Raw genomic sequence first — 13,619 nt, forward strand, 5'->3', positions numbered from 1 at the left:
GGCCAGGCTGTTGAGGGCCCGGCCAGCGCGGCTGCTGACCCGGGCGCCTCCGTTGTACGGGCGGGGCCCACACCCCAGGTTTCCCCGGCTGAGCTTGCGAGGCTAGGGTGCGGGTGGGGACTAGACCGGAACCCGGAACGTGAAGGTGGTCCCTTCGCCCAGGGCGCTGTCCACTTCAATGGTCCCGCCGTGTGCCTCAACAATGGCCTTGCTGATCGGCAGGCCCAGACCCACGCCGGGGATGGCTGTCCGGCGGACAGTGCTGGCACGGAAGAACTTGGCGAAAACCTCGGACGCGTCTTCCGCAGTCATGCCCATGCCGGTATCGGTGACCCGGCATGCCAGGTGTCCGTCCTCGCGGGCGAGCGAGACCATGACGCTGCCGCCGTCGGGGGAGTATTTGATGGCGTTGGACACGAGGTTGTCCAGCACCTGCGAAATCCTGGGCCCGTCCACGTGGGCCTCCAGCCGTTCCGGGGTGCGAGCCTCCAGTGCCACTCCTGACGCTGCAGCCCTGGGTATGGCGGAGGAGACGCTGGAGCGCACCAGCTCTGCCACATCCACGGCCTCGGGCGTCACGATCAGTTGGCCGTTCCGGCTGGAGAGAAGGTCCGATACCAGTGTCAGGAGCCGTTCCGAGTTGCGGCGGATGATCTCGAGCATGTCGCGCTGGGTGTTCTCCGGCTCATCACCGAGCAGGATTTCCACGTAGCCCAGGATCGAGGTCAGCGGCGTCCGGAATTCGTGCGAGACGCTGGAGACGAAATCATCCTTGGCCGTCAGGGCATTCACCAGGTCCGTGACATCGCTGAAGGCAATGACGGAACCGGCGAACGCGCCGTCGTTGTCCTTCATGGCCCGGGCGGTGGTCACAAAGGCGCGCTGATCGCTCCCCGAGCCCAGCCACACAAGGTAGTCCGTGAAGGTTTCCCCGAGGACGGCGCGGCGGACCGGCCGTTCCTCAACGGGGACCAGCGTCACGCGGTCCGGCCCGAAGACCAGCAGCTGGGACTCGTTCGGGTCGGCGATGTCCTTGGGCCGGGCGAGCTCGTGGTTGATCCGCTGCCGTCGGTTCATCAGGACATCGTGCCCGTTTGCATCCACTGCAAGCACCCCCAGGTGGACAGTGTCCAGGATGGTGTTCAGCAGCGCCCCCTGGCGCTGGCTGGTGCGCAGGTTGTCCTGCAGCTGGGCATCCTTCTCTTCAAGTTCCCGCTGCTGCCGCGTCATGCTGAGCGTCAACACACTGACCGAGACCCCGATACCGAGCATCATGACCGGCAGGAGCAGGGACCGCGCCAGGTCCTGGGGCGACGGGTTTCCCTCCAGCAGCAGCGGAACCCAGATGATGGCAAGCGGCGCAAGGAAAGACAGCCACAGGGACGTCCGGGGGTAGTACCCGGACGCGCAAAGCCAGATCACCGGGAACACTGCCAGCAGGCTGATTCCGGTGAGGCTCTCCTGCCCGCCGCCCTCCCGGCCCACCGCAATGGAGACGAAGTCCAGCAGCGGAATGATGAGGAAGCTCGTATACGGCAGCCGGTCCCAGGGGACCAGGTAGCAGAGGGCCATGATGACAAGCTGCGATACCAGGAAGGTCACGAACAGCGGGTTGTCCATGGTGACGGGAAAGAAAGCCCACACCAAGAATGCCGTGAGGAGCGTCGTCACGAACAAGGGCATCTGGCTTAGCGCCACGCGGTCCGTCAGCCGATACTCGTGGAAGGGCCGGCGGAAAAACCTCAGCTTGCCCGAGGACCACGCCACGGGGTGGTCCATGGCACGGAACTTGCGGGGCGGGGTGTGTGAGGCCATGCCAGCAGGATATCGGCAGCGGGCTATACTTCAGACGTTGGCTGCTGAGGGGGCGCTATGAGTGATGCACGAGTGGGACTGGTCATCGAGGATGACCAGGACATCCGGGAACTGGTACGCACTGTGCTGTCCCAGGCCGGTTTCGACGTAAGCGTGGCCAGCAGCGGGGCGGAAGGCGTCCTTGTGGCCAAAAACCTCAATCCGGACGTCATCACCCTTGACCTCGGCCTGCCGGACATCGACGGTTTTGAGGTGTCCCGCCAGATCCGCGAATTTTCCGACGCCTACATTGTGATGCTCACGGCCCGCACGGAGGAGCTGGACACCCTGATCGGGCTGGAGTCCGGGGCGGACGACTACCTCACCAAACCGTTCCGCCCCAGGGAATTGCGCGCCCGCATCGCCGCCATGATGCGCCGTCCCCGTTCCGTTGCTGATCCGGACGCTATCCCCGCAGATGCCGCCTCCGACGCCGGAGCCGCCCACCCTGAGCGCGGAAATTACAGCCACAACGGGCTGGAGCTGAGCTACTCGTCCCGGACCGTGGTTGTTGACGGCAAGGAAATGAACCTGACCCGCACCGAATTCGAACTCCTTCACGCCCTCCTGGAAGCGGGGCGGACTGTCCGGACCAAATCGGACCTGGTGCGCCGGCTGCGGGACGAGGATTACGACGTCGGCAGTTACATCAGCGAAGCCGACGAACGGTCCGTCGAAGTCCATATGGGCAACCTGCGCAAGAAGCTGGGTGACTCACCGCAGAAGCCCCGCTGGCTACAGACCGTCCGTGGCGTGGGTTACCGCCTGGCTCCGGGAGAACACTGAGACTGCAGGCGGTGCATGGTCTGCCGGCTGCACTGGTTGATGGGCCGAAGGAATGCGGCGGCCAGCTGCGGCAGGACAACAGCCACATCTGAGTGGCGGGCTTCGCTGCGGAGCTCGCCCTCCAGGTCCATGGCCAGGCTTGCCAGCCGCTCGGCACCCACCATCTGGCTGGAGGTTTTCAGGCTGAGGACTGCATCCACGGAACCTTCCAGGTCCCCCGTGGTCAGCGCCAGCCGGAGGCGGCCAATCCGGTGCGGCAGGTACTCGATGAAGTTCCCCACAAAGACCTTGCAGTACCCCTCGTCCTCTTCCAGCTCCTCCCGCAACCGGTCGAGAACCGACTGGTCCACCAAAGGCCTGCGGGCATCATCTGCGGCGCTCATGACGGTCCTTTCGGCGGAAACTGTCCCTTCCAGGAAGGGGTCGATTACGTGGGGCATGTGTTTCACTTCAGGTTAGGGGCGTAGCTTTCGCGCGACGGGTTTTGAAAACAGAATTGTGGGTTTCTTGATGAGACTGCGGGTTTACCCCAAGTCCCTAAAGCCCGTGGTTTTGCGCCGAATTTCGCGCCGTGTCTGGCCTCTGATTTACAAGCCCGGTCCGCAGTCCGGAGAACCCGTCCATCCTTCCGGTTTGGACGCAAGAACCGAGGCGAGAATGCCCAAAGATTGGCTCAAGATCCTTCTGCGGGCGGTAAATCCGGGTGAGGCCGGCAAGCTGGCTCAGCGGCCGGTTTCCAGGAACCGCACCAGCTCCGTTTCCAGGGCGGAACTGTCCTTGAGTTCGCATTCCCACACCGTGAGCACCTGCCAGCCGGCATCTTCGAGCAGGCGGCGCTGATTGGCGTCCCGGTCGCGGGTCCGGGTGCGTTTGGCGGCCCAGAACTCGGCGTTGGCCTGGGGCGCGTGCTGGCCCACCCGGCAATCGTGGAAGTGCCAGAAGCAGCCGTTGACAAAAATGACCTTGCGGCGGCCGGCGAACACCAGGTCCGGGTTGCCGGGCAGCCGGGTGGCGCCAGCTTTGCCGTGCAGCCGGTACCGGTATCCCTTGGCGTGGAGGAGCCTGCGCACCAGCAGTTCCGGCTTGGTGTTCTTGCCCCGGATCCGGGACATGTTCCAGCTGCGCCGCTCAGGAGTGAGCTTGTCCGCCATGCCTTCAGTCTAGGAGCAGTTTAGGAGCTCCTAGATTTCGCGTTCGGGCTGTTCGCCGAACTCGAAGTGGCGGCCGCTCACGGACGTGGGCTCAATCTCCACGTAGAAATCCTTCAGCGTGGGCACCCAGGTCTTCAGCCCCAGTTCTTCCACCGCCGCCAGCTCCGCGGAGTTGCTGAGGACGCGGGCCTTTCCGCGCAGCACCACGGACCATGCCTCCTCCGAGAGGATGCCGTCCGTTTCGAAGAGAACCGTAGAGTTGATGGTCAACTGGGCCAGTTTGTTTCCCGGCGCCGTCCGCAGGTAGATCTTCCGGTTGGCCGTGACGTAGTTGACAGGGAAAATATCCGGCTCTCCCGCAACGGAGACCACCAGCCTCCCATGCTTGGTGCCCTCCAGCAGGCGCCAGGACTGCTCATCGTCGAGTTCCAGAACGGGTTGTCCATCCACATGTTCAAACATCATGGAGCCATTCTTCTACCTAATGTAGAAACGCGCCAGAGGGTTGGGGAACTTAGGAGCCGGTCAGGAGGTGGTGGTTCCGTGCCGTGAGCAGGTGGCGCTCCAGGCGTGCGGCGACACCTGGACTTTGACCCGGCGCCCGCACCGCCTGCAGTAGCGCGGCGGTTCCAGCTGCAGCCGGCGAGCGCACTCCTGGTGAGCGGCTCCCTGGGCAGGAACGTCCGACGGCGGTGCGTTGCCGCCGTCGGACGTTTCCTGAAGGTGCGCCTTGCCGCAGTGGCCGCAAAAGCCGCCGGTGGTGGGGCTTATCGGGTGGTTGGGGATCATAGGGTTTTCTGGAGTTCCTTGATGGGCATGTTGAGATCCACCAGCAGGTTGAGATCGGCGGCGGCGGGGCGGCCCAGGGTGGTGAGGTAGTTGCCGACAATGACGGCGTTGATCCCACCCAGAAGTCCCTCGCGCGTGCCAAGGTCACCGAGGGTGAGCTCACGGCCGCCGGCGTACCGCAGGACGGTGCGGGGCATGGCCAGGCGGAACGCGGCGATGGCACGCAGGGCGTCCTTGCCGTCCATCAGCTCCTGGTTTTCCAGCGGCGTGCCCGGCCTCGGGTTGAGGAAGTTCAGGGGTACTTCATGCGGTTCCAGGGCGGCGAGTTGCGCGGCAAGCTCCGCGCGCTGCTCGAGTGACTCACCCATGCCTATCAGCGCCCCGCAGCACAGTTCCATGCCGGCGTCCTTGACCATGGCGCAGGTCTCCAGCCGTTGGTCATAGCTGTGGGTTGTGACCACCTGGGGGAAGTAGCTCCGTGCCGTCTCCAGGTTGTGGTTGTAACGGTGTACGCCCCATGAAGCGAGCTGGTCCACCTGGCGCTGGGTGAGCATGCCAAGGGAGCAAGCGATGTTGATGTCCACTTCCTCGTTGATGCGGTCGATGGCGAACTTGATCTGGTTCATGAGTTTGATGTCGGGCCCGCGTACGGCTGCCACGATGCAGAATTCAGTGGCCCCGGTTGCTGCCGTTTCCTTGGCGGCCTTGACCAGTTCGGGGATGTCCAGCCATACGCCGCGGACGGGGCTGTCGAAGAGGCCCGACTGGCTGCAGAAATGGCAGTCCTCGGGGCAGCCGCCGGTTTTGATGGAGATGATGCCTTCAACCTCCACGTCTTCTCCGCAGTGCTTGAGGCGGACCTGGTGGGCAAGCTCCAGGGCTGCGGGGACGGCAGCGTCGGGGAGGCGCAGAACCTCCACCAGCTGTGCTTCCGTGAGTCCGATTCCCTCCACCAGGACCTGCTGCCGGGCGGTTTCCAGGATGGGGTATTCCCGGAATGCGTGATTTGCCATGGTTGTCCCTTTCTGCGGCGGATGTCTCCTTTGACGGTAATTCGGGGAGGCCCGCCCTTTTTTGTGGAGGGGCAACAAAGGTGCGGCAGGGCCTTTGTTTACAGAGAGAGTCAAGGCTTAACATTGCGGAAACAGCCCTGTGACCGGCCCGTCGATCTGGCTGGATAGCGTCGCTTCAGACCCTTCCCGGATGAAAGCGACGCAACAAAAATGCCCAATGACAAAGAGACAACGCAGCTGCTGGACCCGCCCGCACAGCCAGGTGCCGCCGTCGTCGGAAGTGTTCCCGCAGCTGTAGCGGGCAACGCTGCCGCACTGAACGCGACGAAGGAGAGCCTGGAGGACTACACGCTCCGGTTCGCGCCGCGCTCCTACCGGAAGTGGAGTGCCGGGGTTGTGGCAACCAGTGCGCTGGGCGGGATCGCATACCTGGCGGATTTCTCCATTGGCGCGAATATCGGGATAGCCTACGGCACCGTCAATGCCATCTTCGGCATCCTGGTGGCCGCCGTGATCATCTTCGCCACCGGCTTCCCGCTGGCGTACTACGCGGCGCGGTACAACATCGACCTTGACCTCATCACCCGCGGTTCCGGCTTCGGCTACTACGGGTCGGTGGTCACCAACGTCATTTTCGCGACGTTCACGTTCATTTTCTTCGCCCTGGAAGGTTCCATCATGGCCCAGGGCCTGGAAGTGGGCCTGGGCATTCCGCAGTGGATTGGGTATGCCGCTTCCACGGTGATCATCATTCCGCTGGTGATTTACGGGATGAACACCCTGGCCAAGCTGCAGGTGTGGACCACTCCGCTATGGCTGCTGCTGATGGTGGTGCCGGTGGGATACCTGCTGGTCTCGCACCCGGAGAGCATCAACACCTTCTTCGCGTACACCGGCGAATCGGGCGACGGCGGCCCGAACCTTGCGTCCGTCATGCTGGCCGCCGGCGTCTGCCTGTCCCTCATGGCGCAAATTGCCGAACAGATCGACTACCTGCGGTTCATGCCGCCGCGGACCGAAGCCAACAAGGGTGCATGGTGGCGCGCCGTGATCCTGGCGGGGCCGGGCTGGGTGATTTTCGGTGCGATCAAGCAGATTGTCGGGCTGTTCATTGCCATCTACCTCATCGCAACGCTGGATCCTGCCGCCTCGGCAACTGCCAACGAGCCCGTGCACCAGTTCCTGGGCGTCTACCGGGAAATGATGCCGGCCTGGCTGGCCATGACGCTCGCCGTGGTGCTGGTGGTCATCTCGCAGATCAAGATCAACGTCACCAACGCTTACTCCGGGTCGCTGGCCTGGACCAACAGCTTCACCCGGATCACCAAGACCTATCCCGGCCGCATGGTGTTCGTGGTGGTCAACCTGGCCATTGCCCTGGTCCTGATGGAAGCCAACATGTTCGACTTCCTCAACACCATCCTCGGGTTCTACGCCAACTGCGCCATGGCCTGGGTTGTCACGGTTGCGTCCGACATCGCCATCAACAAGTACCTGCTGAAGGTTTCCCCCAAGGTTCCCGAGTTCCGGCGGGGCATGCTGTACGCAGTGAACCCGGTGGGCTTCATCTCGATGCTGGCGTCCGCGGGAATCTCGATTGCGGTGTTCTTTGGTGCCTTTGGGTCCGCGATCCAGCCGTTCTCGCCGATATTCGCGGTGGGCCTGGCCCTGGTCCTCCCGCCGGTGCTGGCCTTGGCCACCCGCGGCCGGTACTACCTCCGCCGCACTGATGACGGCATCGACCTGCCGATGTTCGACGCCGACGGGAACCCCAGCGACGCGAAGCTCCTCTGCCATGTCACAGGCATTGAGTTTGAGCGTCCGGACATGGTGCGGTCGGCACAGGACGCTCCCGACGGCGGCCCGCAGTATGTCTCGTCGCTCGCCTTGTCCACGGACAAGACGGGGGAGTTGGTGTTGCCTCCGCAGAAGTAGGTGGCCTTCGCGGCCACTAGAAAGTGCTTTGAAGTAGGGAAGCCGGCGCATTCATGCGCCGGCTTTTCTTATGACTTCTTTTACTGTCTCTGTGGTGATAAACCTTGGGGCGGTAGCTGTGGATAAGTCTTATCGCCGAAATGTGACCTGGGCTACCCTTAACTCATTGTCCGGAGTTAGCCGTCTTGAAACTACTGGGGGATTAGCGGCCCATGACATCAATCCACGTCTCTACGCCTTGGGGAATGCGCTCAGCTGCTGCGGGCGCTGTTGTTGCTGCGACGCTGCTGCTGGCCGGATGCGCGGGCGGAGCGCCGGCGGACCCCGGGACTGCCACCCCTGCGCCCTCGGGATCGGCCACGTCCAGCCCGTCGGCCACCCCCACCCCCACCCCCACCCCCAGCGCCGTGTACAAGCCGGCCGACGCCTCCGGCCCCGCCCAAAACGTCCCCGTCCCCGTGCTGCCCGAGGTGGCGAAGACGGAGACGAAGGAGGGAGCGGAGGCATTCGCCAAGTATTGGTTCTCAATTCTCAGCTATGCGTATGAGACGGGTGACACTATTGCATTGTCGACGCTTGCCAAACCTGAGTGCGTGTTTTGTCAGGGGTTGGTTGACGATATCGAAGCTGCTTGGGCCGAAAACAAGTGGATTTCTGGTGGTCAAATCGACATTCCCGTTGCAACCGCAAAGCCTTCCCCTGACGGCTCCATGCAGGTGGTTCTTCAAGTACTGCAAAAGGAACTGGTCATTCATAACCAAGACGGAAGTCCCTATCAAGAGAAGACCGCTGCAACAAATGCGGGAAGCGTCGCCACGGTGAAGTTCACCAACGGTGGATGGGAGGTCAATGACCTAGGGCTGATCCGGTAGCCATGGGCCACATGGGCAAAGTGTGTGCAATCCTCGCCTGCTGTGTGGTGTTTTTGGCGGCGTCCTTTCTGGCTGCGCATGCCGAAAATGAGTCCAATTCTAAGCCGCGGATCGGTGGTGGTTTTTTGGACACCGGGCTCCACATGGGGGCGGATATGTGGGTAACTAACCCCGATACAGGCGAGTTCATTCGTGCTGAGCCGGGCACTGTATATACCGACCCCAACGAGTACAAGTACGAACTCCAGTGCCACCTCGGTGGGGGCGACTTCGATACTCCTTGCCTAGCCCGGCAGTTGGAGTGCAAGGACGGGCCCGACGGTGAGGAAGGAATTCCGGTCACCTGGCTGTCGAGGCCTCGAGGTGTACCCGGCGCCGTGTGGGCTCACCATTCCGGCCCCACCTGCCTTTTCGACGCCAGGCCTGAGGACTTGCTGCCCAGGATCGCAGCCGACATCCAGCGGGAGTTCCAAAGCCTTCCGGTCAACGCTGGAACGGTCGTGGCCCAGCCCAGTCCGCACACATTGCGGGGCGCTGAAACCAACTTCTACGCCGAGGCAGCCGAACAGCAGTTCGACGTCACCATGTTCGGGCAGCAGGTGCACATCGTGGCCACCCCGGTCCAGTACACGTGGGACTACGGCGACGGCACCGTGTTCGGTCCCCAGCCCTCCATGGGCGGCGCGCTGCCGCAGGACCGCTGGGGCGAAAAAACCCGGACCAGCCACGCCTACGGAGCAACGGGCGACTTCCAGGTGGTGCTGACAACCACGTTCCAGGGAACCTATTCGGTCAACGCCGGACCACCCCTGCCGATTCCTGGACAAGGCCAGTTCACTGCCCCTCCCCAAACCATCAGTGTGTGGCGCTCATTGACCCGCAACTACGCCGATGACTGCAATGCCAATTCCCAGGGCCAGGGCTGCCCAGGGGCGGCAAGATAGACGAGACCCCATAGCCTGGAAGCTGGCCGTCCGTTGGCTGTGATTCCTGTCGCAACCGGAATAGTTGCACGTGCATGCCGGTTGGCCAAGGCAGTAAGTCTTTAGCCTTCGAAAGGAACCGCGCATGCTGTTTTCCCCCCTCAACCTCGGCGAACTTGAGCTTCCGAACCGCCTGGTCATGGCACCTCTGACGAGGCTCCGCGCAGGTGAGGCAGGGGTTCCCGGTCCGCTCGTGGCAGAGCACTACCGCCAGCGCGCATCACTCGGCCTCATCGTCAGCGAAGGAACGTTTCCAACCCCCGCCGGCCGCTCCTACGCCGGCCAGCCGGGCATCGTCACCGAGGAACAGGTTGCCGGCTGGAAGAAGGTCACCGACGCGGTGCATGCCGAGGGCGGCCGGATGTTCGCCCAGATCATGCACGGCGGGCGCGTCTCTCACCCGGACATCACCGGCGGACTTGAACTGGTGGCCCCCAGCGCGGTTGCCATCGACGGCATCGTCCGCACCCCGCAGGGGAAGCAGCCCTATCCGGTGCCGCATGCACTGACCACCGACGAGCTCCCCATGGTGATCCAGGAATTCGTGAACGCGTCACTGAATGCCATCGAGGCCGGCTTCGACGGCGTGGAGCTCCACTCAGCCAACGGATACCTGCTGCACGAGTTCCTGGCTCCGAACTCCAACGTGCGCGACGACAGCTACGGCGGCTCGCCCGAGAACCGGGCCCGGTTCGTCATCGAGACCGTCAACGCCGTGGTGGCAGCCGTGGGCGCCAACCGTGTTGGCATCCGCATCTCCCCGGAGCACAACGTGCAGGGCATCGCCGAAACCGACGCCGCTGACGTCCGCGCCACCTACGAAGTACTGGTGGACAGCATCGCACCGCTCAACCTCGCCTACCTGAGCATCCTGCACCACGAGCCCACGGGTGAACTGGTCCAGGACCTGCGGGCCCGTTTCGGCGGGACTTTCCTGGTCAACACCGGCTTCGGCGTCATCACCACGCGGGACGAGGCAGCGTCCCTGGTGGACGCCGGACATGCCGACGCCGTAGTGGTGGGCCGCCCCGCCATCGCCAACCCGGACCTCGCCCGCCGCTGGAAGGAAAGCCTTCCCCTCAATGAACCGGATCCGTCCACGTTCTACGCGGACGGTGCGGAGGGCTACACGGACTACCCCGCCTACCAGAACTAGGACGGCATTTAACGACGACGGCGGCACCCGGCTTGGGTGCCGCCGTCGTTGGCTGCGCGGTGTGCTGTCCCGGCAGCGGGCGCCGAAGGCCATCCGACGGCCTGCGGCTCAAACTCTGAAGATGTGGCCCGCCGGGTCCTCAGGGATGCCGGCGGTGATCAGATCGTACTCCAACGAATGGACTTTTACTAGGGCCCTTTTTGTGGTGTTTCCGCCCGCTACAGCAGGGCCTCCCTGCCGGTTCCTTCCTTCATGACCAGCCTGCCGTCGTCGATCGAAACGAGGACGCTTTTTGGCCTGCCGCTTACCTTCGTGATGGCCTTCAGGCCGCGGTTTGTGACCTCCACGCCCACCTGTGCGCCTTTCGCCGGCAGCTCGACGGATACCTCGTTGGCGATGCCAAGGATCGGATTGGTGGAGACCCCAATGTCCCGCCGTGCCTGCTTCCCGTTGACCGTCACGGTGATGTTGGCCTCGTCGAACCCCTCCTGAAAAATGATAAGCAGTTCCCTCATGGTGGCCTCTTCCTCGAGCAATGGGTGCCTGTGACGGCACCTCCACTACAGCACTTTGCCGGCGGCAGCGGAATACCTTTGCCGGGAACAGGTGCGGGCAGGGCGGACCCGTGCCCGGCGGTGGAGACGCGCAACCCGGTAAGGCAAGATGTTCTGGTGACTCAACTGCCGCAGGCCCCTTCCGCCCCGTCCGCCTCCCCGAAACCGGACGATGCCATCTACACGCAGATTGCCAATGAGCTGGGTGTCAAAGCCTGGCAGGTGAAGGCAGCGGTTGAACTGCTCGACGGCGGATCCACTGTGCCGTTCATCGCCCGGTACCGCAAGGAAGCCACCGGGACGCTGGACGACACCCAGCTCCGCGACCTCGACGAACGCCTCCGCTACCTCCGCGAACTTGCCGACCGCCGTCGCGCCGTCCTGGAGGCGATTGAAGCGCAGGGCCAGCTGACGCCGGAGCTGAAGAAGGCCATCCTTGCCGCAGACACCAAGTCCCGGCTGGAGGACATCTACCTCCCATTCAAATCCAAGCGGCGAACCAAAGCGCAGATTGCACGGGAAGCCGGCCTTGAACCGCTGGCCGAGACCCTGCTGAAACGGCCGGACCTGGACCCGGAGCGCGAAGCCGGTAAATACCTCAACTCCGAACACGCCATCACGGACGCCGCAGCGGCGCTCGCCGGCGCCCGCTCCATTTTGGTGGAGCGCGTGGCCCAGGACCCGGACCTGGCAGCCGACCTGCGCGAGCGGCTGTGGGCGCAGGGACGCCTGGTGTCACGGGTGAAGAAGGGGAAGGAAACCGACGGCCAAAAGTTCGCCGACTACTTCGAGTTCGCCCAGGCCCCTGCGGGCATGCCGTCCCACCGGGTGCTCGCTTTGCTGCGCGGGGAAAAGGACGGCGTCCTTGAGCTGGACCTTGCGGAGGCGGATCCAAAGGACGACGACGCCCTTACCGCCGCCCGCAAGCGCTACGAGTCTGCAGTGGCCAGGTGCCTCGGGGTCGCCGACCGCGGACGTCCCGCCGACGCCTGGCTGATCCAGACCGCACAGACGGCGTGGCGTTCGCGCCTGTTGTCCCGCCTCACAGCCGACCTTCGGGGCAGGATGTTCGCCGCCGCCGAGGACGAAGCCGTACGGGTCTTCGCGGCGAACCTGCGGGACGTCCTTTTGGCCGCCCCCGCAGGGAATCGGGCCACCCTGGGGCTGGACCCCGGGCTCCGGACCGGCGTCAAGGTGGCCGTGGTGGACGGCACCGGCAAGGTGGTCGCCACCGACACCGTCTATCCACACGCACCGGCACGGAAGTGGGACGAAGCATTGGCCACGCTGGTCCGGCTGGCCCGGCAGCACAGCGTTGAACTCGTGGCTATCGGAAACGGCACGGCGTCCCGGGAAACCGACAAGCTCGCGGCCGAGCTGATCAAGCGGCTGCCGGACGTGGACCGCAAGCCGCAGAAGCTGGTGGTCTCCGAAGCAGGGGCATCCGTATATTCCGCTTCGGCCCTGGCTGCGGCAGAACTCCCAGGCATGGACGTGTCGCTGCGCGGCGCTGTGTCCATCGCCCGCCGCCTCCAGGACCCGCTCGCGGAGCTGGTGAAGATCGACCCCGAATCCATTGGCGTGGGCCAATACCAGCACGACGTTACAGCCTCGAAGCTGGACCGCAGCCTGGACGCGGTGGTGGAGGACTGCGTTAACGCCGTGGGCGTGGACGTCAATACCGCCTCGCCGGCGCTGCTCAGCCGCGTTGCCGGCGTCGGGCCCTTGCTAAGCGAAAACATCGTGGCGTACCGGAACGAGCACGGGCCTTTCGCCAAGCGCACCGACCTGAAGAAGGTGCCGCGGCTGGGGGCTAAGGCGTTCGAGCAGTGCGCAGGCTTCCTCCGGATCACCGGGGGGCCCGAACCGCTGGATGCCTCCAGCGTCCACCCCGAGTCCTACTCGGTTGCTCGGAAGATCCGGGCCGCTGCCGGATCGGCCCCGGCTTGTTCGCTGGACCCCCGCGAATTCGTGGACGATATCTTCGGCCTGCCCACCGTGCAGGACATCCTGTCCGAGCTGGACAAGCCGGGACGGGACCCGCGCCCTGCGTTTGCGGCCGCGGCCTTCACCGACGGGATCGAAAAGATTGCCGACCTCAAACCCGGAATGGTCCTGGAGGGCACCGTGACAAACGTTGCGGCCTTCGGCGCGTTCGTGGATGTGGGCGTCCACCAGGACGGGCTGGTGCACGTGTCCGCCATGGCCAGCCGCTTTGTCTCCGATCCGCGGGAAGTGGTCAAGTCCGGCCAGGTGGTTCGCGTCAAAGTGTTGGAAGCGGACCCGGACCGGAAGAGGATCTCCCTGACGCTGCGGCTCGACGACGATCCCGCCGTCGGCAGGACGGGATCCGGGCGCGCTGGCGGCAGTGCCCAGCGCGGCAATGCACAGGGCGGCAAGCCGGCGCGGAACGCGCCGTCGCCGGGCCGTCCCTCGGCGCCGGCACCCGCGAAAAAGGAAGCCCCGGTCAATACGGCAATGGCAGAGGCGCTGCGGAAAGCCGGCCTGGGCAAATAACCGCCTTCT

14 protein-coding genes are annotated in these 13,619 nt (G+C 64.3%); 6 read left to right on the forward strand and 8 right to left on the reverse strand.

Translation table 11 applies throughout. The annotated features are described in order from the left end of the window. Positions 1-120 precede the first annotated feature (120 nt). On the reverse strand, positions 121-1,779 hold the full coding sequence (locus tag ABRP28_RS00175; protein ID WP_350003977.1) for a HAMP domain-containing sensor histidine kinase: 1,659 nt from the start codon (positions 1,777-1,779) through the stop codon (positions 121-123). Between the two features lie 93 nt (positions 1,780-1,872). Here ABRP28_RS00175 and ABRP28_RS00180 point away from each other — a divergent pair, with 93 nt between their 5' ends. Beyond that, positions 1,873-2,640, forward strand: a complete 768-nt coding sequence (locus ABRP28_RS00180) for a response regulator transcription factor (protein WP_350003960.1) — start codon at positions 1,873-1,875, stop codon at positions 2,638-2,640. On the opposite strand, the gene ABRP28_RS00185 is transcribed toward ABRP28_RS00180, so the two are convergent. The 5 genes from ABRP28_RS00185 to bioB all read right to left on the reverse strand — a co-directional run bounded on the left by ABRP28_RS00185 (position 2,613) and on the right by bioB (position 5,593). Then, positions 2,613-3,023: an Hpt domain-containing protein gene (locus ABRP28_RS00185; protein ID WP_350003976.1), complete on the reverse strand. Its 411-nt coding sequence runs from the start codon at positions 3,021-3,023 to the stop codon at positions 2,613-2,615. The two genes, ABRP28_RS00180 and ABRP28_RS00185, sit on opposite strands and share 28 nt — an antisense overlap. Before the next feature lie 339 nt (positions 3,024-3,362). After that, the gene (locus tag ABRP28_RS00190; protein ID WP_350003959.1) at positions 3,363-3,791 is read right to left on the reverse strand and encodes a very short patch repair endonuclease; all 429 of its coding nucleotides are present in this window, start codon (positions 3,789-3,791) and stop codon (positions 3,363-3,365) included. Between the two features lie 30 nt (positions 3,792-3,821). Next, positions 3,822-4,256 carry a pyridoxamine 5'-phosphate oxidase family protein gene (locus ABRP28_RS00195; protein WP_066273926.1) on the reverse strand — a complete coding sequence of 145 codons (435 nt, stop codon included), beginning with the start codon at positions 4,254-4,256 and terminating at the stop codon, positions 3,822-3,824. A gap of 60 nt (positions 4,257-4,316) precedes the next feature. Then, a complete protein-coding gene (locus tag ABRP28_RS00200) occupies positions 4,317-4,580 on the reverse strand; it encodes a hypothetical protein (protein WP_350003958.1) in 264 nt (87 codons plus the stop codon). Continuing rightward, entirely contained in the window at positions 4,577-5,593 is a 1,017-nt protein-coding gene (gene bioB, locus ABRP28_RS00205) for a biotin synthase BioB (RefSeq protein ID WP_350003957.1), read from the reverse strand. Before bioB ends, ABRP28_RS00200 begins: the two co-directional genes overlap by 4 nt. Positions 5,594-5,803: 210 nt before the next feature. Between bioB and ABRP28_RS00210 the strand changes: the two genes are divergently transcribed. Then, positions 5,804-7,528, forward strand: coding sequence for a hypothetical protein (locus ABRP28_RS00210; protein WP_350003956.1), 1,725 nt, complete (start codon positions 5,804-5,806; stop codon positions 7,526-7,528). Positions 7,529-7,730: 202 nt separating this feature from the next. Here ABRP28_RS00210 and ABRP28_RS00215 read toward each other — a convergent pair whose 3' ends face one another. Beyond that, positions 7,731-7,943 (reverse strand): hypothetical protein, encoded by a 213-nt coding sequence (locus tag ABRP28_RS00215; protein WP_374152899.1) that lies wholly within the window; start codon positions 7,941-7,943, stop codon positions 7,731-7,733. Between the two features lie 43 nt (positions 7,944-7,986). Here ABRP28_RS00215 and ABRP28_RS00220 point away from each other — a divergent pair, with 43 nt between their 5' ends. From ABRP28_RS00220 to ABRP28_RS00230, 3 genes are all read left to right on the forward strand, one after another. Continuing rightward, complete coding sequence (locus ABRP28_RS00220) at positions 7,987-8,400, forward strand: DUF6318 family protein (protein WP_374152900.1); 414 nt, start codon at positions 7,987-7,989, stop codon at positions 8,398-8,400. A gap of 155 nt (positions 8,401-8,555) precedes the next feature. Next, positions 8,556-9,344 (forward strand): hypothetical protein, encoded by a 789-nt coding sequence (locus ABRP28_RS00225; RefSeq protein ID WP_350003954.1) that lies wholly within the window; start codon positions 8,556-8,558, stop codon positions 9,342-9,344. Positions 9,345-9,468: 124 nt separating this feature from the next. Continuing rightward, entirely contained in the window at positions 9,469-10,539 is a 1,071-nt protein-coding gene (locus tag ABRP28_RS00230; RefSeq protein ID WP_231457035.1) for an alkene reductase, read from the forward strand. 218 nt (positions 10,540-10,757) lie between these two features. Here ABRP28_RS00230 and ABRP28_RS00235 read toward each other — a convergent pair whose 3' ends face one another. Further along, entirely contained in the window at positions 10,758-11,054 is a 297-nt protein-coding gene (locus ABRP28_RS00235) for a hypothetical protein (protein WP_350003953.1), read from the reverse strand. Positions 11,055-11,210: 156 nt separating this feature from the next. Between ABRP28_RS00235 and ABRP28_RS00240 the strand changes: the two genes are divergently transcribed. Continuing rightward, positions 11,211-13,610: a Tex family protein gene (locus tag ABRP28_RS00240; protein WP_350003952.1), complete on the forward strand. Its 2,400-nt coding sequence runs from the start codon at positions 11,211-11,213 to the stop codon at positions 13,608-13,610. Positions 13,611-13,619: the final 9 nt, after the last annotated feature.

The organism is Pseudarthrobacter sp. WHRI 8279 (assembly GCF_040224115.2).
Taxonomy (GTDB): Bacteria; Actinomycetota; Actinomycetes; order Actinomycetales; family Micrococcaceae; genus Arthrobacter.